The following is a 24,467-nucleotide window of genomic DNA, read 5'->3' on the forward strand; positions in this document are numbered from 1 at the left end:
GGGAGCCGGCGAAGCGGGCATCGCGACCGGTAGCGGGGCAAGAGGTAAACGCACGACTGATCCTTCCTCAGATGTCGTAAGGCACAGGACAGTTGCCAGGCATGTGCCATCCTGCACAAAGGGGTCATAAACCGGCAGTAAACAACGGTTCACCGCTCGGCCCCACAGCCCCGCCCCCACCTGCCCTTTCCGCGCCGGGCACGCCGCCGGGGCCCGTGGAACGAGCCCCGGCGGCGTGCCGTACAGGACCTAGCCGGCGGCCGGTTCCGGCGCCGTCAGCCGGTAGCGCGCGAGCCGGTCATCGCTGCTCCAGCGCACCAGCCCGGCCTTCTCCAGGACCCGGCCGGACGCCGGGTTCGACAGCTCCACATCCGCGCACACCGTGTGCACGCCCGGTGCCGTGCACGCGAACGCCACCATGGCGCGGGCGGCCTCGGTGGCGTAGCCGCGCCCACGCCGGGACGGCACGATGCCGTAGCCGAACTCCAGCGCCCCGTCGCGCGGCGGCCAGAACAGCCCGATGGCGCCGACCACCGCGCCGCCGTCCCGTTCGAGGATCTGCCGCTGGCCGTACACGCCGCGGGCGTCGGGGTTTTGGGCGGTGAAGCCGGCGATGACCCGGTCGCCGTCGGCGGGGAAGTCCGCCGCCCAGTGCGGCTGTCGTGTCCCGTCGAGCACGGCGGTGAGCTCACCGTCGGTCCAGGGCCGCAGCAGCAGCCGCGCGGTGCGCAGCTCCGCACCGTTCAGCGAGAAGGCGGAGTCCGGGGAGTCCGGGGAGTCCGCGGCATCACGGGAATCAGCGGAATCGGAGGACTTGGGGGAATCGGAGGAAAGAAAGGAAGACACGCGTCACTCCTGGTCGTTCGTCGACGACCGGGCCGCGCTCAGGACATCGGGCGCTCAGGCGTCCGCTCAGGCGGCGGCCCGGACAAGGGCATGCTGATGAGGCGTCTGGCGGGCCATATTCATCAACCTCCCTCGTCCGACGGTGATCGCGCTCCGGGCGCGCGCCGTCGCACCGTATCAACCGGCGGGCGGCCGCCCCCAGTTGTTTTCCGCGGGCGGACCGCCGGGCCGGTGACACGGGACGGGCACCGCCCCTTCGCGCACCGGCCGCCGGGACCGGCAGCCGGGGGTCAGTACTGCGGCGGCCCGAACCCGCCCTGCGGGTGCGGCGGAGTGCCGGGCGGCACCGGCGGGGCACCGGGCGGCGGCATCGGCGGACCGCTGACCGGGGGCACCGGCCCGGCGGGCGGCTGCCAGACCGGCGGGGCATGCGGGCCGGGCGGCGGTACGAAGCCGGGGGCGGCGAACTGCGGGGCCTGGGACGGCGGGTACCAGGCGGGGGCGACCGGCTCGCCGCGGCCCATCAGGGCCAGCAGGACCACCGAGCCGAACAGGTCCAGCGCCAGCTGGAGACGGTTGATCAAGTCCATGCCCGGCACGGCGCCGGACAGCTCGAACAGGTTGCCGTTGCCGGCCATCCCGATCACCGCCAGCAGGGCGCCGGGCAGCGACACCACCGACAGTCCGATGGCCAGCCCGCGAGCCGCGGGGCCGCGCATCAGGCAGCTGAGCGCGGCCGGCGCGGTCAGCACGAGGAAGAACACGGCGGACCAGCCGGAGGCCATTCCCAGCAGCGCGCCGAGACCGCCGCCCTTGCCGAAGTAGAACATGGCGAAGAATTCGCTGCCGCCCTCCACCAGCATGTAGCCGTGCCAGACCAGGAGGAGCAGCACCATCGCGCCGAGGATCAGACCGGCCACCACACCGGCCGTTTTAGCCGGGCGCATCGGCGGGTCACTGGGCTTCTGGCGCGGCCAGGAACGCATCCCGGCGAGCAGCACGATGCCCGCGACCAGGCACAGCGGGAACATCCCCAGGCTGCTCAGGAAGACGCCGTCGAAGGTGTCGGTGCCCGTTTCGGCATGCCGGAACCAGCGGTCGTCGCTGGTGTGGCTGCCGACGCTGACGAGGGCTTGCAGCACGGTGGCGAAGGTCAAGGTGGTGGCGACGGCCAGCAGCCCGCCGGCCACCCGCTGCCCCGCGAACGCCGTGAACACCGCCGCCAACAGCACCAGGGCCAGCCCGAAATGGAACGGGGTGGTGACCTGGTTCAGTCCGCCGCCCTTCTGGTAGGTCCAGTTCTCCCAGACGCCGTCCAGGCCGAACTGGCTGAGGTCGACGACGATCCAGGTGGCGAAGAAGAGGAAGAACAGCAGGCAGAAAATCCCGCCGGTGATACGGGCGCCCTTGGCGAGCGCCATGGATTGTTGCATCTCATCCCCCGTTGTGTCCGTGCTGCGCGAGGAAGCACGGTAGCAACGCACCGGCAGGCCGAGGACACCGCCATCGCCCGCACCTGCCGGACCCCCGGCCGGCGGGGGTCCGGCCAGGGGTCCGTCTGAACGTCCTCAGTGGTTGCTGGGGAAGCCCAGGTTGATGCCGCCGTCGGACGGGTCCGGCCAGCGGGTGGTGACGACCTTGCCGCGGGTGTAGAAGTGCACGCCGTCGTTGCCGTAGATGTGGTGGTCGCCGAAGAGCGAGTCCTTCCAGCCACCGAAGGAGTGGTAGCCGACCGGCACCGGGATCGGCACGTTCACGCCGACCATGCCGGCCTCGACCTCCATCTGGAAGCGGCGGGCCGCGCCGCCGTCCCGGGTGAAGATCGCGGTGCCATTGCCCCACGGCGAGCTGTTCATCAGCGCGATGGCCTCGTCGTAGGTCTCGACGCGGACCACGGACAGCACCGGGCCGAAGATCTCGTCGCGGTAGGCGTCCATCTCGGGCGTGACGTTGTCCAGGAGGGAGACACCCATCCAGTGCCCGTCCTCATAGCCCTCGACGGTGTAGCCGCTGCCGTCGATGACGACATCGGCGCCCTGGGCCGCGGCGCCCGTGACGTACGAGGCGACCTTGTCGCGGTGGACCTTGGTGATCAGCGGGCCCATCTCCGAGGCCGGGTCGTCGCCGGGGCCGATCCGCAGCTTGTCGGCGCGCTCCTTGATCTTGCCGATCAGCGGGTCGGCGGTCTCGCCGACGGCCACGACGACGGAGATCGCCATGCAGCGCTCACCGGCCGAGCCGTACGCGGCGTTGATCGCGGAGTCCGCGGCCAGGTCGAGGTCGGCGTCCGGGAGGACCAGCATGTGGTTCTTGGCGCCGCCCAGCGCCTGCACCCGCTTGCCGTTGGCGGTGCCGGTGGTGTGGATGTAGCGGGCGATGGGGGTGGAGCCGACGAAGGAGACCGCGGCGATGTCCGGGTGCTCCAGGATGGCGTCGACGGCCACCTTGTCGCCGTTGACGACATTGAGCACACCGTCGGGCAGCCCCGCCTCGGCGGCCAGCTCGGCGAGCTTGAAGGCGGCGCTGGGCACCTTCTCGCTCGGCTTGAGGACGAAGGTGTTACCGCAGGCGATGGCGAGTGGGAACATCCACATCGGCACCATCGCCGGGAAGTTGAACGGCGTGATGCCGGCGACCACACCGAGCGACTGGCGGATCGCCGCCACATCGACGCGGGTGGAGACCTGGGTGGACAGCTCGCCCTTGAGCTTCTCGGGGATACCGCAGGCCAGCTCCACGATCTCCAGGCCGCGGGCGACCTCGCCGAGCGCGTCGGAGTGCACCTTGCCGTGCTCGGCGGTGATCAGCTGCGCGATCTCCTCGCGGTGCGCGTCGAGCAGCTCGCGGTACTTGAACAGCACCGAGGTGCGCTTGGCCAGGGAGCTGCTGCCCCAGGTCCGGAAGGCTTCCTTGGCCGCGCGGACGGCCGCGTCGACCTCGTCGGCCGAGGCGAAGGCGACCTGCTTCTCCTGGGCGCCGGTGGCCGGGTTGTAGACCGGGCCGAAGTTGCCGGAGACGCCCCCGACGGGCTTGCCGCCGATCCAGTGGCTGATGGTCTTCATGCGAGGGGCCTTTCTGGGTGACGACTTCGAGCGGGAGTCAGAGGTGGCGGCGCCGTCCGGCGGCGTGCCGGTCGTACGCCTCGCGGGCGGCCACCGCCGCCGGACGTGTCGCGGTCTCGGCAACAGGCACATCCCACCAGGCCTGTGCCTCCGGCGCGCCCGGCACAGTGTCAGCCGTTTCGGTCTCGACATAGACACATGTGGGCCGGTTCGCGCCACGCGCCTCGGCGAGCGCGGCACGCAGCTCACCGACCGTGGCCGCGCGCAGCACCCGCATACCGAGCGAGGCGGCATTGGCCGCCAGATCGACGGGCAGCGGCGCGCCGGTGTACGTGCCGTCCGCGGCGCGGAAGCGGTAGTCGGTGCCGAACCGCTCCCCGCCGGTCGCCTGGGACAGCCCGCCGATCGAGGCGTAGCCGTGGTTCTGGATGAGGACGAGGGTGATGGGGACGCCCTCCTGGACCGCGGTGACGATTTCGGTGGGGTTCATCAGATACGTACCGTCGCCGACCAGCGCCCACACCGGCCGGCCGGGGGCGGCCATCCGCACGCCGATCGCGGCGGGGATCTCGTAGCCCATGCAGGAGTAGCCGTATTCCAGGTGGTACTGCCGGCGGGACCGGGCGCGCCACAGTTTGTGCAGGTCACCGGGGAGGGACCCGGCCGCGTTGAGGATGATGTCGGTGTCGTCGACGAGGGCGTCCAGCGCCCCGAGCACCTGCGTCTGGGAGGGCCGTACGGAGTCGTCCGCGGCGCCGAACGCGGCGTCCACCCGCCGCTCCCAGGCCGCCTTGTCCGCCCCGTAGGCGGCCTCGTACGCCGCGTCGACGCGGTGCCCGGACAGCTCCTTGGTGAGCGCTTCGAGTCCGGCGCGGGCATCGGCGACGAGCGAGGCGGCGCCGAGCTTGTGGGCGTCGAACGGGGCGATGTTGAGGTTCAGGAAGCGCACCCCGGGCGCGGCGAACAGCGTCGCGGAAGCGGTGGTGAAGTCGGTGTAGCGGGTGCCGACGCCGATGACCAGATCGGCCTCGCGGGCGAGGGCGTCGGCGGTGGCGGTGCCGGTGTGGCCGATACCGCCGATGTCGGCGGGGTGGTCGTACCGCAGCGAGCCCTTGCCGGCCTGGGTGGACGCGACCGGGATGCCGGTGGCGTCGGCGAAGGCGCACAGCGCGTCCTCGGCCTCGGAGTGGTGCACCCCGCCGCCCGCGATCAGCAACGGCCGGCGGGCACCGCGGATCGCCGCGACGGCCTCCGCGAGGGCATCGGCGTCGGGGAGCGGCCGGGTGACGCGCCAGACCCGGTCGGCGAAGAACTCCTCCGGCCAGTCGTACGCCTCGGCCTGCACGTCCTGCGGGAGCGCGAGGGTCACCGCGCCGGTGTCGACGGGGTCGGCGAGCACCCGCATCGCCTGGAGGGCGGCCGGGATCAGCGCCTCGGGCCGGGTGACCCGGTCGAAGTAGCGGGAGACCGGGCGCAGCGCGTCATTGACCGACACGTCTCCCGCCTGCGGGACCTCCAGCTGCTGCAAGACGGGGTCTGCCGTCCGGGTGGCAAAGGTGTCGCCGGGCAGCAGCAGGACCGGGAGGCGGTTGACGGTGGCGAGGGCGGCGCCGGTGACGAGGTTGGTGGCGCCGGGGCCGATGGAGGTGGTGACGGCGTGCGCGGAGAGCCGGTCGCACTGCCGGGCGTAGCCGACCGCGGCATGCACCATGGCCTGTTCGTTGCGGCCCTGGAGGTACGGGAGCGCGTCTCCGGATTCCAGCAGGGCCTGGCCGAGACCGGCGACATTGCCGTGGCCGAAGATGCCCCAGCAGGCGTTGATCAGGCGGTGCCGGCGGCCGTCCCGCTCGGTGTACTGGTGGGCGAGGAACTCGACCAGGGCCTGCGCGACCGTGAGCCGGCGCGTCGTCGGAACGTTCATCGGGCGGCTCCTGCGGGCGCTTCGTAGAGGGGGAGGCGGGGGTCGACGGGCTGCTCGGGCCAGGTGCCGCGGATCCAGCCGTGATCGGGGTGATCGCAGATCAGCCACTCACGGGTCTCCCCCGGACCGGCCATCACATTCAGGTAGTACATGGCGTGGCCGGGCGCGGCGATGGACGGCCCGTGCCAGCCGTCGGGGATCAGGACGGCGTCCCCGCTGCGGACCTCCGCCAGGACATCGGTGCCGCGGCCCTGCCCCGAGGGGGTCACCCGCTGGTAGCCGACCCCGTCCGTACCGTGCGCGGACTCGATCTCGAAGTAGTAGATCTCCTCCAGCTCGGACTCCTCGCCGGGGCGGCACTCGTCGTGCTTGTGCGGCGGATAGGAGGACCAGTTGCCGCCGGGGGTGAGCACCTCCACCGCGATCAGCCGGTCGCACGCGAAGGTGCCGGCCGCGCCGAAGTTGTTGACCTGGCGGGAGCAGTTGCCGGTGCCGCGCAGCTCCACGGGGACGCCGGACGCGGGGCCGTAACGGGCCGGCAGGCGGTTCTCGCAGCGGGCGCCGGTGAGCGCGAAGCGGCCGCCGGACCCGGCCTCGATCCGGACGTGCACGTCGCGCGGTACGTAGGCGAAGTCCGTCACCCCGCTGAACACGCTCTCCCGGCCGGTCAGTTCGAAGGTCTCGCCGTCGTCGGTCAGCACCGTGCAGCCGCCGGACAGCGGCAGCACGATCCATTCGCTGTCGCCGGTGGCGAAGGAGTGGTGGGCACCGGGCGGCAGCTCCAGAACACGCAGCGAGGAGTAGCCCCAGCCGGCCCGCTCCGGGTTGATGTCCAGGGCGTACGGGCCCGCTGCCGCGGCTCCGGCCCCCAGATGGAATTCAGTGCTCATATGTCGAGTCTCCTGCGGAATTCGCGGCGTTCACAGCAGGCCTACGGCGGTGTCCACGGCGGCCGCGACATCCCCGTCGGCGGGGTAGAGCAGGGAGCGGCCGACGACCAGGCCCTGCACGGTCGGCAGCCGCAGCGCCTTGCGCCACTTCTCGTAGGCGGCTTCCTGGTCCTGCACGGTGCTGCCGACGTCGCCGCCGAGCAGCACGGTCGGCAGGGTGGTGGTCTCGCAGACCCGGGCCATGGCGTCGGGGTCGTCGGTGACCGGCAGTTTGAGCCAGGTGTAGGCGGACGTGCCGCCGAGTCCGGAGGCGATGGCCACGGAGCGGGTGACGGCTTCGGGGCTCAGATCGTTGCGGACCGTGCCGTCCGCCCGGGAGGAGAGGAACGGCTCGACGAAGACGGGCAGCTGCCGCTCGGCCATCGCGTCGATGGCGCGGGCGGTGGCCTCCAGGGTGGACAGCGAACCGGGGTCGCGGTAGTCGATGCGCAGCAGCAGTTTGCCGGCGTCGAAGCGGAGCCGGGCGAGGTCCTCGGGCCGGTGGCCGGTGAACCGGTCGTCCATCTCGAAGGAGGCTCCGGCCAGCCCGCCGCGGTTCATGGAGCCCATCACGACCTTGCCGTCGAGGGCGCCGATCAGCAGCAGGTCCTCCAGTATGTCGGCGGTGGCCAGCACCCCGTCCACACCGGGCCGCGACAGCGCCAGCACCAGACGTTCGAGCAGGTCGAAGCGGTTGGCCATGGCGAGCTGCCGGTCACCGACGGCCAGCGCGCCACGGGCCGGGTGATCAGCGGCGACGATCATCAGCCGCCCGCTGTCACCGAGCAGCGGCCGACGGGCACGACGGGCGGCGGCCTCCGCGACAGCTTCAGGATGCCGGGCCCGCAACATCGCAAGGTCACTGATCCGAGGAGTCAAGGCTCAACTCACCTTCTTGAGTACACAGGTGGAGGGGGTGCGGCGGGCGGTCGGGGCAGGCGACGAGGGCGCGGGGCGGGGGCGCCGGGCGGGGGTCGGGCGTGGTGGCCGCCGGGGCCCGCCGCGGGGGCACCGCCGGGCGGGCCCCGGCTGCGGGGGCCGCCGGACGAGTCGGGGCCTCGCGGGTCACCGGACGAGCCCCGGCCGCGGGCATCATCCGGCGGGCCCCGGCCACGAGGCTCACCGGCCGGCCAGGAAGGCGTCGACCTCATCGGCCGTCGGCATCGCGGAGGAGCAGGCGAGACGGGAGGCGACGATGGCGCCCGCGGCGTTGGCGTAGCGCATCATCGGCGCCAGCTCCCAGCCGGCCAGCAGCCCGTGGCACAGCGCCCCGCCGAAGGAGTCGCCGGCGCCCAGGCCGTTGACGACCTCGACGGGGGTGGGCGGGACCTCGGCGGTACGGCCGTCGCGGTGGACGGCGAGCACACCCTTGGGGCCCTGTTTGATGACGGCGAGTTCGACGCCCATGTCCAGCAGCGCCTCGGCGCATGCCTTGGGCTCACGCAGCCCGGTGGCGACCTCGGCCTCATCGACATTGCCGACCGCCACGGTGACGTGCCGCAGCGCCGCTTCGTAATACGGCCGGGCGGTGGCCATCGCCGCGGCCCCGGTCGCCCCGCCGTCCCCGGAGGCGCCGCCCTCACCACCCCAGAACATCGGCCGCCAGTCGAGGTCGAAGACGGTGGTGCCCGCCTTGGCGCGGGCCTCCAGCGCGGCCAGGGTGGCGCTGCGGCTGGGCTCCTCACACAGCCCCGTGCCCGTGATCCAGAAGATCCGGGCCGCCGCGATGGCGTCCTGGTCCAGTTCCTCGGGCCGGATGACCAGGTCAGGGGCCTTCGGCCGGCGGTAGAAGTAGAGCGGGAAGTCGTCCGGCGGAAAGATCTCGCAGAAGGTGACCGGCGTCGGGTAGGCGTCGACGGCGGTCACCCAGCGGTCGTCCACCCCGAAGTCACGCAGCGCCTGGTGGAGGTAGTCGCCGAACGGGTCGCGGCCGGTGCGGCTGATGACCGCGCTACGGCGCCCGAGCCGGGCGGCGGCCACCGCGACATTGGCGGCGGAGCCGCCGAGGAATTTCCCGAAGGTCTCGACCTGCGCCAGCGGCACACCGGTCTGCAACGGGTAGATGTCGACTCCGATGCGGCCCATGGTGATCAGGTCGTACGGCTGGGTCATGTGCGCCCCTTCGGGTCACCCGGCGCGGCGGGTTCGGCGGGTTCGGCTCCGAGGAAAGGTCTAACGGGGAGAGCCAGACCCTGTCAACAATTTGTCCTTACATACTGACGTCAGGGAGAACAATGAACGGGCCGCGAAGGGCCAGCCGCAACAAGCGAGCCTCCACCCCAAGAGCCCCACCGCCAGCCCCACGCCCCACACATCCCAGGCGCGCCACCGTCAGGCCCACGCCCCACACACCCCGCACACCGCTCCCCGCACCCCCGACGGGAGGCACGCCCCCACGCACCCCACCCGACAAAGTCCTTAAGTCCTTATGTCAGGACGAAGTCTTGACACTCCCCGGGGCGCCAGAGAGGCTGTGCCCCACAACCCCACCCCAGCGCCTCCCGGTCACCGCCGACCGGCGAGAGGAGAGCCGCAGCATGTCCGTTCCCCATGCCGCCCAGCCCGTCCTGGACCGCATCCGCGTCGGTTCCGCACCCGACTCGTGGGGAGTCTGGTTCCCCGACGACGCCCAGCAGGTCCCCTGGCAGCGCTTCCTGGACGAGGTCACCGAGGCGGGCTACGAGTGGATCGAACTCGGCCCGTACGGCTACCTGCCCACCGACCCCGCCGTCCTGCGCGACGAGATCGCCCGCCGCAGCCTGCGGGTCTCGGCCGGCACGATCTTCACCTCGCTGCACCACGGCCCGTCCGTATGGGACAAGACCTGGGCGCACGTCTCCGAGGTCGCCACCCTCACCCAGGCCATGGGCGCGCGGCACCTCGTCGTCATCCCCTCCTTCTGGCGCGACGACAAGACCGCCGAGGAGATCGAGCCGCGCGAGCTGACCGCGGAGCAGTGGAAGCAGCTGACCACCGGCATGGAGCGGCTGGGCAAGCAGGTACGCGACGAGTTCGGGCTGGACATCGTCGTGCACCCGCACGCCGACACCCATATCGACACCGAGGAACATGTCGAACGGTTCCTGCACGCGACCGACTCCGACCTGGTCAACCTCTGCCTGGACACCGGCCATTACGCCTACTGCGGCGGCGACAGTGTCAAGCTGATCCGCACCTACGGCGAGCGGATCGGCTACCTCCACCTCAAGCAGGTGGACCCCGACATCCTCAGCGATGTCGTCGCCAAGGGCACGCCGTTCGGGCCCGCGGTCAAGCAGGGTGTGATGTGCGAACCGCCGCTCGGCGTACCGGCGCTGCCGCCCGTCCTGGAAGCCGCCCAGGAGCTGAACGTCGACCTCTTCGCCATCGTCGAGCAGGACATGTACCCCTGCCCGCCCGACCAGCCCTTCCCCATCGCCGAACGCACCCGCCGCTTCCTGCGCTCGTGCGGCGCGTGAGCCGCCGGCGCCTCCTTGGCCCGCCTCGCGACGCCTCCTCCTCTCACCCCGGCAACGATTACGGAGAGTAATCAGTTCCATGCCCAGGGTATCTCTGACACTACGTAGTACGTAAGGACTTGTGGACGACATGACTTCGCACGAAACGCTGGGTGTGGCGGTCATCGGTACCGGCCGGATGGGTGCCGACCACGTACGCCGGATCAACGAGGTGATCAGCGGCGCCCGGGTGGCGGCGGTGGTCGACATCGACGCGGCGCGGGTCAAGCACCTCGCCGACGGCATCGAAGGGTGCACCGCCTACACCGACCCGGCCGCCGCCATGGACGACCCCGGGGTGGACGCCGTACTGATCGCCTCGCCGGGGCCCGCGCACGAGGCGGCGCTGCTGGACGCCTTCGCGCGGGATCTGCCCGTGCTGTGCGAGAAGCCGCTGACGCCGGACGCCGCCTCCGCGCTGCGGGTGCTGGAGGCCGAGCAGGCGCTGGGGCACCGCCGGGTCCAGGTCGGTTTCATGCGCCGCTACGACGCCGACTACCGCACCCTCAAGTCCCTTCTGGACCAGGGCACTTACGGCCGCCCGCTGATGCTGCACAACAAGCACCGCAACCCCGGCTCCCCGCCCGGCTTCACCAACGCCATGATGGTCAACGACTCGCTGGTGCATGAGATCGATGTGACCCGCTGGCTGCTGGCGGAGGAGATCACCGCGGTGCGGGTGCTGCGCCCGGCCCCCACCGGCAACGCCCCGGAGGGCCTCAGCGACCCCCAGCTGATCCTCTTCGAGACGGCGGGCGGCCAGGTCGTGGACACCGAGCTCTTCGTCAACTGCGGCTTCGGCTACCAGGTCAGCTGTGAGGCGGTCTGCGAGGGCGGCACGGCCAGGATCGGTGACGACCACGGGGTGTTCAGCAACACCGCGGGCCACTGGGGCGGCGCGATCACCCCCGGTTTCGTGGAGCGCTTCGAGGAGGCCTACGACCGGCAGGTGCAGCGCTGGGTGAACGCCACCCGGCGCGGCGAGATCGAGGGCCCCAGCTGCTGGGACGGCTATGCCGCGGCGGCGGTGTGCGAGGCGGGGGTACGCGCCCAGACGACGGGCGAGCGGGTCGCGGTCGAACTCATCGAGCGGCCTGCGCTGTATCGGTGAGGCGGTCGGCCTCCCCTCCTCCTCCCCCTCCCCCGGGTCACGCCCATCCCCCCACCGGGCCGCCGCGCCCCACGCCCCGAGCCACCGAAAGGGCCCCATCCCATGCACGCCGCACCACCCCTCCCGCTTCCCCTCCCCCCACGCCAATTCCCGACTCCTGACGCCGGGGTGGTCGCCCGTCCCGCGAGCCGGGGCTGATGATGGCGGCCCCCACCAGCCAGTTGGTGTCCGACGGCCCGTGTGAGAGTGTGCGGGCCCGCCGCGCCAGGCGCTTCATCGTGGGCATCGCTGCCGTCGCCGCGCTCGGCGGCGCCCTGTTCGGCTATGACACCGGGGTGATATCCGGCGCGCTCCCGTTCATGGAGGGCCACTTCGGCCTCACGTCCCTGGGCGAGGGCATCATCACCAGCGCGCTGCTGATCGGCGCGGCCTTCGGCTCGCTGATCGGCGGGCGGATGTCCGATGCGCTCGGCCGGCGCAACTCGCTGCTGTGGGCGGGCGCCGTGTTCATCGGCGGGGCGCTGGCCGTGGCGCTCGCCCCCGATGTGCCGTTCATGACCGTGGCGCGCTTCGTCCTCGGCCTCGCCGTCGGCAGCGCGTCGGTCATCACCCCGCTCTATCTCTCCGAGATCGCGCCCCCGCACATCCGGGGCCGGCTGGTCTCGTTCAATTCGCTGATGATCGTCAGCGGCCAGTTGCTCGCCTATCTCATCAATGCCTTCCTGGCGCAGTGGGGGGCCTGGCGCTGGATGCTGGGCCTGGCGGCGCTGCCCGCGGTGGCGCTGTTCGCCGGGCTGTTCTTCCTGCCGGACACCCCGCGCTGGTACATCAGCAAGGGGCGGCAGGACGACGCGGCCCGGGTACTGCGCCGTACGCTGCCCGCCGAGGACGTGCCCGCCGAGCTGGCCCGGATCGATCACGCCCACAGTCTGGAGGCCGACGCCCGGAGCGGTGGCTGGCAAAAGCTGCGCACCCCCTGGGTACGGCGGCTGCTGCTGGTCGGTATCGGGCTGGCGGCCGTGCAGCAGATCACCGGCGTCAATGCCGTGGTCTATTTCGCGCCGAAGATCCTGGCGTCGACGGGCCTGGGTACCGGGGCCTCGATCACCGCCACCATCGCGATCGGTGTGATCTCGGTGCTCGCCACCGCGCTGGGGATGTCCCTGATCGACCGGGTCGGCCGGCGGCCCCTGCTGCTCACCGGCCTGGCCGGGATGACCGTCTCGCTCGCCCTGCTCGGCGCCGCCTTCCAGCTCCCGCACTCCCCCGCTGTCAGCATCCTGGTCCTGGGTCTGATGGTCCTCTACATGGCTTTCATGCAGGGCACGCTCAACACCGGGGTCTGGCTGCTGCTGGCCGAGATGTTCCCGCTCAGGGTGCGTGGACTGGCCATGGGCGCCGCGGTGTTCATGATGTGGCTGGTCAACTTCGCGGTGGCGCTGGCCTTTCCGCTGCTGCTCGACGCGGTCGGCGCCGGCACCACCTTCTGGCTCTTCGGCGTGATGTGTGTGCTGTCCCTGGTGTTCTGCAAGCGGTACGCACCGGAGACGAAGGGGCTGGCGCTGGAGGATCTGGAGCACGAGCTGCGGAGGGCGGCGGAGACCGCACCGGCCACGAACTGACGGGGCGGAGGGGGGATCCGGCAGGGCGGCGGACCCGAACCGCCCGGAGGGGCCGGCCGGAACCACCAGGCCACCGGCCGGTCGCAAGGTACCGGGCAATCGCCGGGAACCACGGACCGCGTTCCGGGCGTCACAGCGGGTGGAATCACATCCAACGGGATCCAACGGGGGAAACGGTGGAATTCGTGAAAACCAACGCACTCAGCCGAACCGTCAAGCGCACGGCCGTCCTCACCGCCACCGCGGGCCTGCTGACCGCGGGGCTGCTCACCGGCCCGGCGTCCGCGGACGCTCCGGCCGGCGGACGGGCCGACACCCTGGCCGCCTGCGCCTACTACAACGGCAACGCCCTCACCGTCTACGGACAGCGCGGCGACCGCGTCTCGCAGGCACAGTGCCTGCTGGCCAACCGCCGCTATCTCCCCTGGGGAGACGTGACCGGGTACTTCGGCCCCAAGACCCGGGCCGCGGTGAAGAAGTTCCAGTCCCGGCACCATCTGACCGCTGACGGCAAGGTCGGCAAGAAGACCTGGTACGCGCTGTACCACGCCTGATCCGCTTCCGATCGTCGGCAACTCCCTTGTGGCGGGCCGGTTCCCCAGCCGGGGACCGGCCCGCCACACGGCTGTGCGCCCACGCCACCCGGCTGTCACCCACGGCACCGGGGCCGCGTCCATGGCCCGCCCGTCCGGAGCCCCGCCCTGTCCGGACCCCCGTCCCGTCCCTCAACACCCCGCCCCCGCCCCGTACGGAGCGTCCCGCCCTGGCCTCTGATCGTCCCGCCCCCGTCACAGCCGTCCGCCCCGCGTCACCGCTGTCACCGTTACGCGCGCCTTACGTCACAGCCGTTCAACAGCCCCTCCCCGATGGTTACTCGGTGTCGTTGTCCAGGCACAGGGTGAGTGATCACCAGGCCGTACCAGCCCCCTGCCGGCTCTCCGGGCCGTCCCTGCGTACGGCACTCAGGAGGTGGCAGAGATGACCGACCGCAAGCTCTGGTCGTACAAGGAGATCGCCGCGCACATCCAGGTGCAGCCGGACACCGTCCGCTCCTACCGCAAGCACGGGTTGCTGCCCGAACCGGATCTGGTGGAGGGCGGGAAACCGTACTGGTTCGCCGACACGGTCAGAAGGTGGGTGGCGCAGCGGCCGGGCCAACGCGGCCGGCGCTGAGCCACCTGACCGGCCCCCGGCTCCGGCGCCCCGGGCGGCACCGGGGCCCGGGCGGCATTGCGGCCGGACGCACCCGGCCGCCGCGGGTCAGTCGGGCGGGGGCGCTGCCGTCGAGCCCCTGATCTCCAGTTCCGGGGCGACGAGTTGCTGGCCGGCCGGGGCATCGGGGCGTTCCATACGGTCCAGCAGGCAGCGTGCCGCGCGCCTGCCGACCTCGTGGCTGGCGTTGTTCACCGAGTTGAGCCAGAGGTGGCGGATGCGGGCGAGATAGGTGTTGTCGTAGCCGACGAGGGAGAGGTCGGAGGGTATGCGCAGCCCCAGTTCCTGGGCAGCGGACAGCGCACCGACACCGGAGATGTCGTTGAACGCGAAGACAGCGGTGGGGCGTTGGGTGGCGCACGGCCGGTCAGCGGGGCGTACGGGGGCGGAGGGTGGGGTGAGGAGCCGGACGGCGGCGCGGTAGCCGCCTTCCTCGGTGCCGTCGCCGCTGGTCACGACGGCGCTCCCGGCCAGGCCGTGGGCGCGCATCGCCGTCTCGAAACCGCGCCGTCGCAGCTCGCCGACCAGGCCCTGTCCGGCGATATGGGCGATCCGCCGGTGGCCGAGGCCGATGAGGTGCTCGGTGGCGAGCCGGGCGCCGCGCTCGTCGTCGTTGGCGACGAGGTCGGCATGCGGCAGCCGGGGTTCGTGGTTGCCCGCGATGACGGTCGGCAGCCGCGCGGCGACCTCGGCGAGGCCGTCGGTGTCCGGGAGGGTGCCGACGACGACGAGGCCGTCGACCCGCAGTTCCTGAAAGGTGCGGGCGAAGTCCTGGCCGGCCCGTCGGTCCAGCCGCCCGTCGGCCATCAGCATCCGCAGCCCGTGCGCCTGAAGCAGCGAGTTCAGTCCGTCGAGCACCTCGACGAACCAGGGGTTGCGCATATCGTTCAGCAGCACCCCGACGGTGTGCGTACGGCGGGCCACCAGGCTGCGGGCGGCGGCGTTCGGCCGGTAGCCCAGCTCCTCGATGGCGTCCAGAACGGCCTGCCGCTTGGTGTCGCTTACTCGTGGTGAGCCCTGAAGCACCAGCGAGACCAGCGATTTCGAGACGCCCGCGCGCTCGGCGACGCCGCGGATCGTGGGCGGCCGGCCCGTGCCACCCGCACCCGTCCGCTCGGCGGCCCGCCCCCCGGCTTGCTCGTCGGCTTGCTCATGGGCCCGCTCGTCGAGACGCCCGTTGGACCGTTCCATGGACGAAATCCTTCCATCGGCGCAGGTCGGCGTCAACGCACAACCGTCCCACCCTGCACGGTGGTTGACATGCGGACATCAGGACATGCAAGGTGCGGGTATCGCGGCTCATTGGACCGTTCCAAACGCCAACACCCCCGCCCCACCAGGCCGGTCCGCCGCCCGTCACCACTCCGCCCCATCCCTCCCCGTAGGCGGCCCCCTCCCTCTCCCCTCCCCGGAAAGGACCCGAGGCATGAAGATCGGTCTGATCGGCACCGGGCGCATCGGCGCGTTCCACGCCACCACCCTCCGGAGCGTCCCGGGCGTCACCGACGTCGTCGTCGCGGACCTGGACGCCGCACGCGCCGCCGCGTTGGCGGACACCCTTGGCGTGCGCGCCGCCGCGGGCATCGAGGAGATGTACGCGGACGGCCTGGACGGTGTGGTGATCACCGCCGCGACCAGCGCGCACGCCCCGCTGATCCATCAGGCCCTGGACGCGGGGGTGCCGGTGTTCTGCGAGAAGCCGGTCGCCCTGGACGTTCCCGGCACGGTCGGGGTGGTGGAGCGGGCGCAGGCCGGCACCGTGCCCGTGCAGATCGGTTTCCAGCGGCGCTTCGACGCGGGCTATCGCGCCGCCCGCGAGGCGCTGCGCTCCGGCGAGCTGGGCTGGCTGCACACCCTGCGCGCCTGCACCAGCGACCGGACGCCGCCGCCCGCCGGCTACATCCCCACCTCCGGCGGGCTGTTCCGGGATTGCAGCATCCATGACTTCGACATCCTGCGCTGGCTCACCGGCCGCGAGGTGGTCTCGGTCTACGCACAGGGCGCCAACCGCGGGGCGTCCTTCTTCGCGGACGGCGACGATGTCGACACCTGTGCGGCGCTGTTGCGCTTCGACGACGACACTCTGGCCACCGTGACGGCGACCCGCTACAACGGCGCGGGCCATGACGTCCGGCTGGAGGTCTGCGGCTCGGAGGGGGCCCGCTTCGTCGGGCTCGACGACCGGGCGCCGCTGCCGTCCGCCGAGGCGAAGCTGTCCTGGCGGCGGGCGGCCGATCCGTACGCCACGTTCATGGAGCGCTTCCACGACGCCTACGTCACCGAGCTGGGCGTCTTCGCCGGGGTCGCGGCGGGCCGGACGCCGAGCCCGTGTGCGCCGGCGGAGGCGCTGGAGGCGCTCTATGTCGCCGAGGCGTGCGAGCGCTCGCGGCGCACCGGCCAGCCGGTGGCCGTGGCGGACGTCCGGGCCCCGGCGGTCGCCCCGGGGGCGTGAAGGCGCACAAGGCCACCGCGACCCCGCCCGCCCGGCGCCCGTCACCCCGTCATGTCGCCGCCACCGAGGACGCCCGTCCGCCGGGATCCTCGCCGTCTCCGTTGCGGGGGCCGCCGCCCTCGCCTTCACCGCCGCCCTCCGAGGGCTCGCGCAGGGCGCGGCGGCGGGCGGCCCATTGGATGGCGGCGCCGACCGCGGCGACCGCGCAGGAGACGCCGAAGCCGATGGCGGCGGCGTACAGCGGGCGGCCGGTGGTGGCGGTGCCGAGGTAGCCGAGGCCGACGGAGTAGGTGGCCCAGGTGGCTTCGGCGATGCCGGCACCGAGGACGTACTTGCGGAGCGGGTAGCGCAGCACGCCGGAGGCCAGCGCGCCGGCGATCCGCCCGCTGGGCAGGAACCGTACGGCGATCACGAACGGCAGGCCGTAGTGCTCGATCCGGCCGGAGGTCCAGTCCAGTAGTGCCCGGCGGCGGGGTTTGCGCCGCATCCAGTTGCGTACGGGTCCGCCGAACCGCCGCGCGGCCAGGTACATCAGCAGGTCTCCGAGCAGGGCGCTGCCGGCGACGATCAGCAGGATCAGCGGGAGGAACAGTTCGCCGCGGGAGGCGAGGACGCCGACGGAGACCAGCAGGGCGGAGTTGGGGACCAGCGGCGGCAGTGTGGTGAGCACGAGCAGGCCGTAGAGGGCGAGTACGTCCATCCGGCCGCCTCCTCGGATCCGCCCCGAGCCCGTATCCCAAGGCTGACGCGTGGTGGAGCGCACGGCAACGCGGATGGGGGTCCCCCCCCGCGCCGTTCAGGCGTGGGGGAGCACCGACGGCTTGGATTGATACCCCCTAGGGGTATAAGCTCCTTAAGGTCGGGGGCAATGGCAGTTGCCGGGGCCTCGCATGGCACGCTTCGGCACTCCGACACTTGCACCACACGGAACGCATCAGCACCACAAGGAGAGTCCCCATGGCTGAGAACAGCTCCTGCTGCACCCCGGAAGGCTCCTGCCAATCCGGCGGCACCGATGTCGAGGTCGGGGCGGTGACCACGACCTACCGCGTCACCGGCATGACCTGCGGCCACTGCGAGGGTGCGGTGTCGGCCGAGATCGGCGAGATCGCCGGGGTCAGCTCGGTGCAGGCGGTCGCGGCCACCGGCCTGGTGACCGTCACATCGAAGGCCCCGCTGGACGAGGAAGCCGTCCGCGCGGCCGTCGACGAGGCCGGCTACGAGCTCGTGGGGCAGGCGGCCTGACCCCATGTCCGGTTCCACCGCACAGGCGCGGGTCGAGCTCGCCATCGGCGGGATGACCTGCGCCTCGTGCGCCGCGCGCGTCGAGAAGAAGCTCAACCGCATGGACGGCGTGCTGGCCACGGTCAACTACGCGACGGAGAAGGCGCAGGTCTCGTACGAGGGCGGGGTCTCGGTCGGGGATCTGATCGCCACCGTCGAGCGGACCGGCTACACGGCACGACCCCCGGCGCCACCGCCGGAGCCCGCCGGGGCGGCCGATGCGGCCGGTGCGGCGCAGGGCGACGGCGCGGACCTCTCCACGGATCCGCAGGCGGATCTGCGCCCCCTGCGGCAGCGGCTGACGGTCTCGGCCGTACTGGCCGTCCCCGTGATCGTGCTGTCCATGGTGCCCGCGCTCCAGTTCCTCTCCTGGCAGTGGCTTTCGCTGGCCCTCGCCGCGCCGGTGGTCGTCTGGGGCGGCCTGCCGTTCCACCGGGCCGCCTGGACGAATCTGCGGCACGGCGCCGCCACCATGGACACCCTGGTCTCCCTCGGCACACTGGCCGCCTTCGGCTGGTCGGTGTGGGCGCTGTTCCTCGGCGACGCGGGCATGCCGGGTATGCGGCACGGCTTCGATCTCACCGTGTCCCGTGCGGACGCCGGCACCCAGATCTATCTGGAGGCGGCGGCCGGTGTGACCGCGTTCCTGCTGCTCGGCCGGTATCTGGAGGCCCGCTCGAAGCGGCGGGCGGGCGCGGCGCTGCGGGCGCTGCTGGAGCTGGGCGCCAAGGATGTGGCCGTCCTCCGGGACGGGCGTGAGGTGCGGATTCCGGTGGCGGAGCTGGCGGTCGGCGACCGTTTCGTGGTCCGGCCCGGCGAGAAGATCGCCACGGACGGGCGGGTGGCGGCGGGCGCGTCCGCCGTGGATACGTCGATGCTGACCGGGGAGTCCGTCCCGGTGGAGGTCGCACCCGGGGACGGGGTCACGGGCGGGACGGTGAACGCGTCGGGGCGGCTGGAGATCGAGGCCACCGTGGTCGGCGCGGACACCCGGCTCGCCCGTATGGCGCGGCTGGTGGAGGACGCCCAGAACGGGAAGGCCGCGGTGCAGCGGCTGGCCGACCGGGTCTCCGCGGTCTTCGTTCCGGTGGTGCTGCTGATCGCGGCCGGCACCCTGGCCGGCTGGCTGCTGGCGACCGGGGAGGCGACCGCGTCGTTCACCGCCGCGGTGGCGGTCTTGATCATCGCCTGCCCGTGCGCGCTGGGGCTGGCCACGCCGACCGCGCTGATGGTCGGCACCGGGCGCGGCGCCCAGCTCGGCATCCTGATCAAGGGCCCGGAGGTGTTGGAGTCGACCCGCCGGGTGGACACCGTGCTGCTGGACAAGACCGGCACGGTCACCAGCGGCCGGATGCGGCTCCAGGAGGTCGTGCCCGCCCCGGGTGTCGCGGAGGACGAGCTGCTGCGGCTGGCAGGGGCGCTGGAGCACGCCTCGGAGCATCCGGTGGCCCGTGCCCTGGCCGAGGGTGCGGCCCGCCGGGTGGGGGCGCTGCCGGCCGTGGCGGACTTCGCGAACGTGCCGGGGCTGGGGGTGCGCGGGACGGTCGGTGGCCACCGGGTGCTGGCGGGGCGGGCGCGGCTGGCCGAGGAGGCCGGGGTCGTGCTGCCGGCAGAGCTTCGGGAGGCGCTGGCCGCCGCCGCGGCCGCGGGCCGTACGGCCGTGGTGGTGGCCTGGGACGGCCGGGCGCGCGGGGTGCTGGCGGTCGCCGATGCGGTGAAGCCGGGCAGCGCGGCGGCCGTGCGGGAGCTGCGCCGGATGGGGCTGGCCCCGGTGCTGCTGACCGGTGACCACGAGGCCGTCGCGAAGGCGGTGGCCGCCGAGGTCGGGATCGACGAGGTGATCGCCGAGGTGCTGCCCGAGGACAAGGTCGCGGTGGTGGAGCGGCTGCGGGCCCGGGGCCGTACGGTCGCGATGGTCGGCGACGGGGTCAATGACGCGGCGGCGCTGGCCACCGCGGATCTGGGGCTGGCGATGGGCACCGGCACGGACGCCGCGATCGAGGCCGGTGACCTCACGCTCGTACGGGGCGATCTGCGGGTGGCGGCGGACGCCATCCGGCTGGCGCGGGCCACACTCGGCACGATCAAGGGGAATCTGTTCTGGGCGTTCGGCTACAACGTCGCGGCGCTGCCGCTGGCCGCGGCCGGACTGCTCAACCCGATGATCGCGGGGGCGGCGATGGCCTTCTCGTCGGTCTTCGTGGTCGCGAACAGCCTGCGGCTACGAAATTTCACATAGCCCTTACAACTGACACAACACCCATACCGCAGGGCCTCGATCTTCAGATAGGAGCCCTTGACCGCATTCGCCCCCATATGGCAAGAGACCCAGATCACACTCATCGGAACGTAACCATTGAGGGGGGTCGTGAGTCTAACCGGGCAGTGCAGGCACCCCGGCGGGGCTTGCACAGCAACAGCCGTGCTGATCTTGGGGGATCGTGCCCGGCTACGCGTGGCCGGGGCGACGTGCCCGGGGAGCTTTGAGCGGCCCTCCCGAACGTGCGCGTCCCGGCAGATCGCGGTGCAACCCGGAACGCCCGGACGGATCCCGTGGGGGGAATCCAACCGGGACACGGGAAGCGCCCCGCACTCTGGACCCGTGGGGGGATCCGGAGGCGGGGCGCTTCTTTTATGCCTGCGGGCTGCCTCGAAGGGCGGCCGTCAGCGCTCCTCGACCGGCACGAAGTCGCGCTCGACGACACCGGTGTAGATCTGCCGCGGACGGCCGATACGGGAGCCGGGCTCCTTGATCATCTCGTGCCACTGGGCGATCCAGCCGGGCAGCCGGCCGAGCGCGAAGAGCACGGTGAACATCTCGGTCGGGAAGCCCATGGCCCGGTAGATCAGGCCGGTGTAGAAGTCGACGTTCGGGTAGAGCTTGCGCTCGACGAAGTAGTCGTCGGAGAGCGCGTGCTCCTCCAGCTTCAGGGCGATGTCCAGCAGCTCGTCGGACTTGCCGAGCGCGGAGAGGACATCGTGCGCCGCCGCCTTGATGATCTTCGCCCGGGGGTCGAAGTTCTTGTAGACGCGGTGCCCGAAGCCCATGAGCTTCACGCCGTCTTCCTTGTTCTTCACCTTGCGGATGAAGGAGTCGACGTCGCCGCCGTCGCGCTGGATGCCTTCCAGCATCTCCAGCACGGACTGGTTGGCGCCACCGTGCAGGGGGCCCCACAGGGCGTTGATACCGGCCGAGATCGAGGCGAAGAGGTTCGCCTGCGAGGAACCCACCAGGCGGACCGTGGAGGTGGAGCAGTTCTGCTCGTGGTCCGCGTGCAGGATCAGCAGCTTGTCGAGGGCGCTGACCACGACCGGGTCGAGGTCGTAGTCCGCGGCCGGCACCGAGAAGGTCATGCGCAGGAAGTTCTCGACGTACCCGAGGTCGTTGCTCGGGTAGACGACCGGGTGGCCGACCGACTTCTTGAACGCGTAGGCCGCGATCGTCGGGAGCTTGGCCAGCAGCCGGATCGTGGAGATGTGGCGCTGCTGCTCGTCGAACGGGTTGTGGCTGTCCTGGTAGAAGGTCGACAGCGCGCTGACGACCGACGACAGCATCGCCATCGGGTGGGCGTCCCGGGGGAAGCCGTCGTAGAAGCGCTTGACATCCTCGTGCAGCAGGGTGTGGTAGGTGATGTCCTGCTTGAAGTTCGCCAGCTCATCGACGGTGGGCAGCTCGCCGTTGATGAGGAGGTACGCGGTCTCGACGAACGTGCTGCGCTCTGCAAGCTGCTCGATCGGGTACCCGCGGTAACGAAGAATGCCGTTCTCACCGTCGAGATAGGTGATCGCGGATTTATACGCCGCGGTGTTGCCGTAACCGGAATCCAGGGTCACCAGACCGGTCTGGGCGCGCAGCTTCGAGATATCGAAGCCCTTGTCGCCAACAGTGCTGTCGACGACCGGGTAGCTGTATTCGCCGTCCCCGTAACGCAGTACTACAGAGTTGTCGCTCACGTCATCCCTCACCGACGTTGTGCCTCTTCTTCGAGGTGCCCTGACTGCCTATACCTTCCCCCATTTGGGCCTTGGATGTGCACTCGGGGTCGGCCATAGGGCCTGTCTGCGGCACTGAGTGCCGCGTGAGCGCCCATCCTGCCCCTCTTCGCCCCGAATGGGAAAGAGGGGTGACATCACATCGCACCGGCGAGCCGGTGATCGAGCGCCGTACACCGCCGACCGGCGGATACCGTGCGGACGGCCTGTCCCAGGGCTTTCCGGGAGCCGACCAGCACCACCAAACGCTTTGCCCGGGTCACGGCGGTATACAGCAGATTGCGCTGAAGCATCATCCAGGCACTGGTGGTGACCGGAATCACCACCGCTGGATACTCACTACCCTGCGAACGATGGATCGTCACGGCATAGGCGTGGGCGAGTTCGTCGAGTTCGTCGAAGTCGTAGGGAACCTCCTCGTCCTCGTCGGTGCGCACGGTCAGCCGCTGCTCGTCGTTGTCCAGAGCGGTGACCACGCCGACCGTGCCGTTGAAGACGCCGTTGCGGCCCTTTTCATAATTGTTCCTGATCTGGGTGACCTTGTCGCCGACACGGAAGACCCGGCCGCCGAAGCGGCGCTCGGGCAGATCGGGGCGGGCGGGGGTGACGGCCTGCTGGAGCAGGCCGTTCAGGGCGCCGGCGCCGGCCGGGCCGCGGTGCATCGGCGTGAGCACCTGGACGTCCCGGCGCGGGTCGAGGCCGAACTTCGCCGGGATGCGGCGGGCCACGACATCCACCGTCAGCCGCCCGGCCTCTTCGGCGTCCTCCTCGGCGAACAGGAAGAAGTCCGTCATTCCGGACGTCAGGGGCGGGGCGCCGGAGTTGATGCGGTGGGCGTTGGTGACCACCCCGGACTGCTGGGCCTGACGGAAGATCCGGGTCAGCCGGACGGCCGGCACCGGGCCGGCGCCGTCCAGCAGATCGCGCAGCACCTCGCCCGCGCCCACCGACGGGAGCTGGTCGACGTCCCCGACCAGCAGCAGATGGGCGCCCGGCGGCACCGCCTTGACCAGCTTGTTGGCGAGCAGCAGATCCAGCATCGAGGCCTCGTCGACGACCACCAGGTCGGCGTCCAGCGGCCGGTCCGCGTCATAGGCGGCGTCCCCGCCCGGCTTGAGCTCCAGGAGGCGGTGGACCGTGGAGGCCTCCGCCCCGGTCAGCTCCGAGAGCCGCTTGGCCGCCCGGCCCGTGGGCGCCGCCAGCACGACCGTGGCCTTCTTGGCGCGGGCCAGCTCGACGACGGACCGGACCGTGAAGGACTTGCCGCAGCCGGGGCCGCCGGTGAGCACCGCGACCTTCTGCGTCAGCGCCAGCCGCACCGCCTGCTGCTGCTCGGGGGCCAGCTCGGCGCCCGTACGCCGAGCCAGCCATGCCAGCGCCTTGTCCCAGTCGACGTCCCGGAAGGCCGGCATCCGGTCCTCGTCCGTGCGCAGCAGCCGGGTCAGCCGGCCGGCCAGGGAGATCTCGGCGCGGTGGAACGGCACCAGATAAACGGCGGTGACCGGCGGCGCACCGTCCGCGTCGCCCGGTACCTGCTCGCGGACCACGCCCTCCGGGTCGGCGGCCAGCTCGCCCAGGCAGTCGATGACCAGGCCGGTGTCCACCTGGAGCAACTTCACCGCGTCGGCGATCAGTTGCTCCTCGGGGAGGAAGCAGTGGCCCTGGTCGGTGGACTGCGACAGGGCGTACTGGAGGCCCGCCTTGACCCGGTCCGGGCTGTCGTGCGGGATGCCCACGGACTGCGCGATGCGGTCGGCGGTCAGGAAGCCGATGCCCCAGACGTCGGCGGCCAGTCGGTAGGGCTCGTTGCGGGTGACGGAGATGGCGGCGTCGCCGTACTTCTTGTAGATCCGCACCGCGATGGAGGTGGACACCCCGACGCCCTGGAGGAAGACCATGACCTCCTTGATGGCCTTCTGCTCCTCCCACGCCGCGCCGATCAGCTTCGTCCGCTTGGGGCCCAGGCCCGGTACCTCGACGAGGCGGCCGGGCTCGCGCTCGATGATGTCGAGGGTGTCCGTGCCGAAGTGCTCGACGATACGGTCCGCGATCCGCGGGCCGATGCCCTTGATGAGGCCGGAGCCCAGATAGCGGCGGATGCCCTGGATCGTGGCGGGCAGGACGGTGGTGTAGTTCTCGACCATGAACTGCTTGCCGAATTGCGGGTGGGAGCCCCACCGGCCCTCCATCCGCAGCGACTCGCCCGGCTGGGCGCCGAGCAGCGCGCCGACGACGGTCAGCAGATCGCCGGAGCCGCGGCCGGTGTCGACCCGCGCGACCGTGTAGCCGTTCTCCTCATTGGCGTAGGTGATCCGCTCCAGGACCCCTTCGAGCACGGCTGCGTTGACCATGCACCGACCGTACCGCCGGGGTCTGACACCGCGCGGGTCCGCTGTCGCGCCGGGCCGGAATGCCCGGTTCCCATCGAGGGGCCCGTCCGATGGTCGGGCCCCTCGATTCCCCCTCCATGCCGGCCCCGGATCCCCCCGGATCCCTCCCCATTTCGGGACCAGCGTCAGCTATGACCTTTGTGGGCGG

19 protein-coding genes are annotated in these 24,467 nt (G+C 71.6%); 8 read left to right on the forward strand and 11 right to left on the reverse strand.

The window, feature by feature from the left end:
* Window positions 1–249: 249 nt before the first annotated feature.
* The 7 genes from CP981_RS14010 to iolC all read right to left on the reverse strand — a co-directional run bounded on the left by CP981_RS14010 (window position 250) and on the right by iolC (window position 8,870).
* Window positions 250–747, reverse strand: a complete 498-nt coding sequence (locus CP981_RS14010) for a GNAT family N-acetyltransferase (RefSeq protein WP_244330034.1) — start codon at window positions 745–747, stop codon at window positions 250–252.
* Between the two features lie 389 nt (window positions 748–1,136).
* Complete coding sequence (locus tag CP981_RS14015; RefSeq protein ID WP_244329650.1) at window positions 1,137–2,279, reverse strand: hypothetical protein; 1,143 nt, start codon at window positions 2,277–2,279, stop codon at window positions 1,137–1,139.
* Window positions 2,280–2,414: 135 nt separating this feature from the next.
* Window positions 2,415–3,908 carry a CoA-acylating methylmalonate-semialdehyde dehydrogenase gene (locus CP981_RS14020; RefSeq protein ID WP_085927995.1) on the reverse strand — a complete coding sequence of 498 codons (1,494 nt, stop codon included), beginning with the start codon at window positions 3,906–3,908 and terminating at the stop codon, window positions 2,415–2,417.
* Between the two features lie 37 nt (window positions 3,909–3,945).
* Window positions 3,946–5,829 (reverse strand): 3D-(3,5/4)-trihydroxycyclohexane-1,2-dione acylhydrolase (decyclizing), encoded by a 1,884-nt coding sequence (iolD, locus tag CP981_RS14025; protein WP_085927996.1) that lies wholly within the window; start codon window positions 5,827–5,829, stop codon window positions 3,946–3,948.
* A complete protein-coding gene (iolB, locus tag CP981_RS14030) occupies window positions 5,826–6,719 on the reverse strand; it encodes a 5-deoxy-glucuronate isomerase (protein WP_085927997.1) in 894 nt (297 codons plus the stop codon). Before iolB ends, iolD begins: the two co-directional genes overlap by 4 nt.
* A gap of 30 nt (window positions 6,720–6,749) precedes the next feature.
* Window positions 6,750–7,637 (reverse strand): Cgl0159 family (beta/alpha)8-fold protein, encoded by an 888-nt coding sequence (locus CP981_RS14035; protein WP_167536097.1) that lies wholly within the window; start codon window positions 7,635–7,637, stop codon window positions 6,750–6,752.
* 240 nt (window positions 7,638–7,877) lie between these two features.
* Window positions 7,878–8,870, reverse strand: coding sequence for a 5-dehydro-2-deoxygluconokinase (gene iolC / locus CP981_RS14040; RefSeq protein ID WP_085927999.1), 993 nt, complete (start codon window positions 8,868–8,870; stop codon window positions 7,878–7,880).
* 425 nt (window positions 8,871–9,295) lie between these two features.
* On the opposite strand from iolC, the gene CP981_RS14045 reads away from it, so the two are divergent.
* The 5 genes from CP981_RS14045 to CP981_RS14065 all read left to right on the forward strand — a co-directional run bounded on the left by CP981_RS14045 (window position 9,296) and on the right by CP981_RS14065 (window position 14,161).
* Window positions 9,296–10,216 carry a sugar phosphate isomerase/epimerase family protein gene (locus CP981_RS14045; RefSeq protein WP_085928000.1) on the forward strand — a complete coding sequence of 307 codons (921 nt, stop codon included), beginning with the start codon at window positions 9,296–9,298 and terminating at the stop codon, window positions 10,214–10,216.
* 130 nt (window positions 10,217–10,346) lie between these two features.
* On the forward strand, window positions 10,347–11,366 hold the full coding sequence (locus tag CP981_RS14050) for a Gfo/Idh/MocA family protein (RefSeq protein WP_085928019.1): 1,020 nt from the start codon (window positions 10,347–10,349) through the stop codon (window positions 11,364–11,366).
* 278 nt (window positions 11,367–11,644) lie between these two features.
* Entirely contained in the window at window positions 11,645–12,988 is a 1,344-nt protein-coding gene (locus CP981_RS14055; protein WP_244329651.1) for a sugar porter family MFS transporter, read from the forward strand.
* A gap of 185 nt (window positions 12,989–13,173) precedes the next feature.
* A complete protein-coding gene (locus tag CP981_RS14060; protein WP_244329652.1) occupies window positions 13,174–13,542 on the forward strand; it encodes a peptidoglycan-binding domain-containing protein in 369 nt (122 codons plus the stop codon).
* Window positions 13,543–13,966: 424 nt separating this feature from the next.
* Window positions 13,967–14,161, forward strand: coding sequence for a helix-turn-helix transcriptional regulator (locus CP981_RS14065; protein ID WP_018093041.1), 195 nt, complete (start codon window positions 13,967–13,969; stop codon window positions 14,159–14,161).
* 87 nt (window positions 14,162–14,248) lie between these two features.
* Here CP981_RS14065 and CP981_RS14070 read toward each other — a convergent pair whose 3' ends face one another.
* A complete protein-coding gene (locus CP981_RS14070; protein ID WP_085928002.1) occupies window positions 14,249–15,391 on the reverse strand; it encodes a LacI family DNA-binding transcriptional regulator in 1,143 nt (380 codons plus the stop codon).
* 235 nt (window positions 15,392–15,626) lie between these two features.
* Between CP981_RS14070 and CP981_RS14075 the strand changes: the two genes are divergently transcribed.
* Window positions 15,627–16,652 carry a Gfo/Idh/MocA family protein gene (locus tag CP981_RS14075; RefSeq protein ID WP_085928003.1) on the forward strand — a complete coding sequence of 342 codons (1,026 nt, stop codon included), beginning with the start codon at window positions 15,627–15,629 and terminating at the stop codon, window positions 16,650–16,652.
* A 49-nt stretch (window positions 16,653–16,701) separates the two neighbouring features.
* On the opposite strand, the gene CP981_RS14080 is transcribed toward CP981_RS14075, so the two are convergent.
* Window positions 16,702–17,352 carry a DedA family protein gene (locus CP981_RS14080; RefSeq protein ID WP_085928004.1) on the reverse strand — a complete coding sequence of 217 codons (651 nt, stop codon included), beginning with the start codon at window positions 17,350–17,352 and terminating at the stop codon, window positions 16,702–16,704.
* Window positions 17,353–17,609: 257 nt separating this feature from the next.
* Between CP981_RS14080 and CP981_RS14085 the strand changes: the two genes are divergently transcribed.
* Together CP981_RS14085 and CP981_RS14090 are read left to right on the forward strand one after the other, a co-directional pair.
* Window positions 17,610–17,897, forward strand: coding sequence for a heavy-metal-associated domain-containing protein (locus tag CP981_RS14085; protein ID WP_085928005.1), 288 nt, complete (start codon window positions 17,610–17,612; stop codon window positions 17,895–17,897).
* Between the two features lie 4 nt (window positions 17,898–17,901).
* Complete coding sequence (locus CP981_RS14090; protein WP_085928006.1) at window positions 17,902–20,175, forward strand: heavy metal translocating P-type ATPase; 2,274 nt, start codon at window positions 17,902–17,904, stop codon at window positions 20,173–20,175.
* A 425-nt stretch (window positions 20,176–20,600) separates the two neighbouring features.
* Here CP981_RS14090 and CP981_RS14095 read toward each other — a convergent pair whose 3' ends face one another.
* Entirely contained in the window at window positions 20,601–21,890 is a 1,290-nt protein-coding gene (locus tag CP981_RS14095) for a citrate synthase (protein ID WP_085928007.1), read from the reverse strand.
* 176 nt (window positions 21,891–22,066) lie between these two features.
* Complete coding sequence (gene recD2 / locus CP981_RS14100; protein ID WP_085928008.1) at window positions 22,067–24,280, reverse strand: SF1B family DNA helicase RecD2; 2,214 nt, start codon at window positions 24,278–24,280, stop codon at window positions 22,067–22,069.
* Between the last annotated feature and the right edge of the window lie 187 nt (window positions 24,281–24,467).

It is taken from the genome of Streptomyces platensis (assembly GCF_008704855.1).
Lineage (GTDB): Bacteria > Actinomycetota > Actinomycetes > Streptomycetales > Streptomycetaceae > Streptomyces > Streptomyces platensis.

What these genes read in the sequence shown, in the direction of transcription:
- CP981_RS14015 (WP_244329650.1), bottom strand. Translation starts at nt 2,279, where the DNA reads ATGCAACAATCCATGGCGCTCGCCAAGGGCGCCCGTATCACCGGCGGG.
- CP981_RS14020 (WP_085927995.1), bottom strand. Translation starts at nt 3,908, where the DNA reads ATGAAGACCATCAGCCACTGGATCGGCGGCAAGCCCGTCGGGGGCGTC.
- iolD (WP_085927996.1), bottom strand. Translation starts at nt 5,829, where the DNA reads ATGAACGTTCCGACGACGCGCCGGCTCACGGTCGCGCAGGCCCTGGTC.
- iolB (WP_085927997.1), bottom strand. Translation starts at nt 6,719, where the DNA reads ATGAGCACTGAATTCCATCTGGGGGCCGGAGCCGCGGCAGCGGGCCCG.
- iolC (WP_085927999.1), bottom strand. Translation starts at nt 8,870, where the DNA reads ATGACCCAGCCGTACGACCTGATCACCATGGGCCGCATCGGAGTCGAC.
- CP981_RS14045 (WP_085928000.1), top strand. Translation starts at nt 9,296, where the DNA reads ATGTCCGTTCCCCATGCCGCCCAGCCCGTCCTGGACCGCATCCGCGTC.
- CP981_RS14050 (WP_085928019.1), top strand. Translation starts at nt 10,347, where the DNA reads ATGACTTCGCACGAAACGCTGGGTGTGGCGGTCATCGGTACCGGCCGG.
- CP981_RS14065 (WP_018093041.1), top strand. Translation starts at nt 13,967, where the DNA reads ATGACCGACCGCAAGCTCTGGTCGTACAAGGAGATCGCCGCGCACATC.
- CP981_RS14070 (WP_085928002.1), bottom strand. Translation starts at nt 15,391, where the DNA reads ATGGAACGGTCCAACGGGCGTCTCGACGAGCGGGCCCATGAGCAAGCC.
- CP981_RS14075 (WP_085928003.1), top strand. Translation starts at nt 15,627, where the DNA reads ATGAAGATCGGTCTGATCGGCACCGGGCGCATCGGCGCGTTCCACGCC.
- CP981_RS14080 (WP_085928004.1), bottom strand. Translation starts at nt 17,352, where the DNA reads ATGGACGTACTCGCCCTCTACGGCCTGCTCGTGCTCACCACACTGCCG.
- CP981_RS14085 (WP_085928005.1), top strand. Translation starts at nt 17,610, where the DNA reads ATGGCTGAGAACAGCTCCTGCTGCACCCCGGAAGGCTCCTGCCAATCC.
- CP981_RS14090 (WP_085928006.1), top strand. Translation starts at nt 17,902, where the DNA reads ATGTCCGGTTCCACCGCACAGGCGCGGGTCGAGCTCGCCATCGGCGGG.
- recD2 (WP_085928008.1), bottom strand. Translation starts at nt 24,280, where the DNA reads ATGGTCAACGCAGCCGTGCTCGAAGGGGTCCTGGAGCGGATCACCTAC.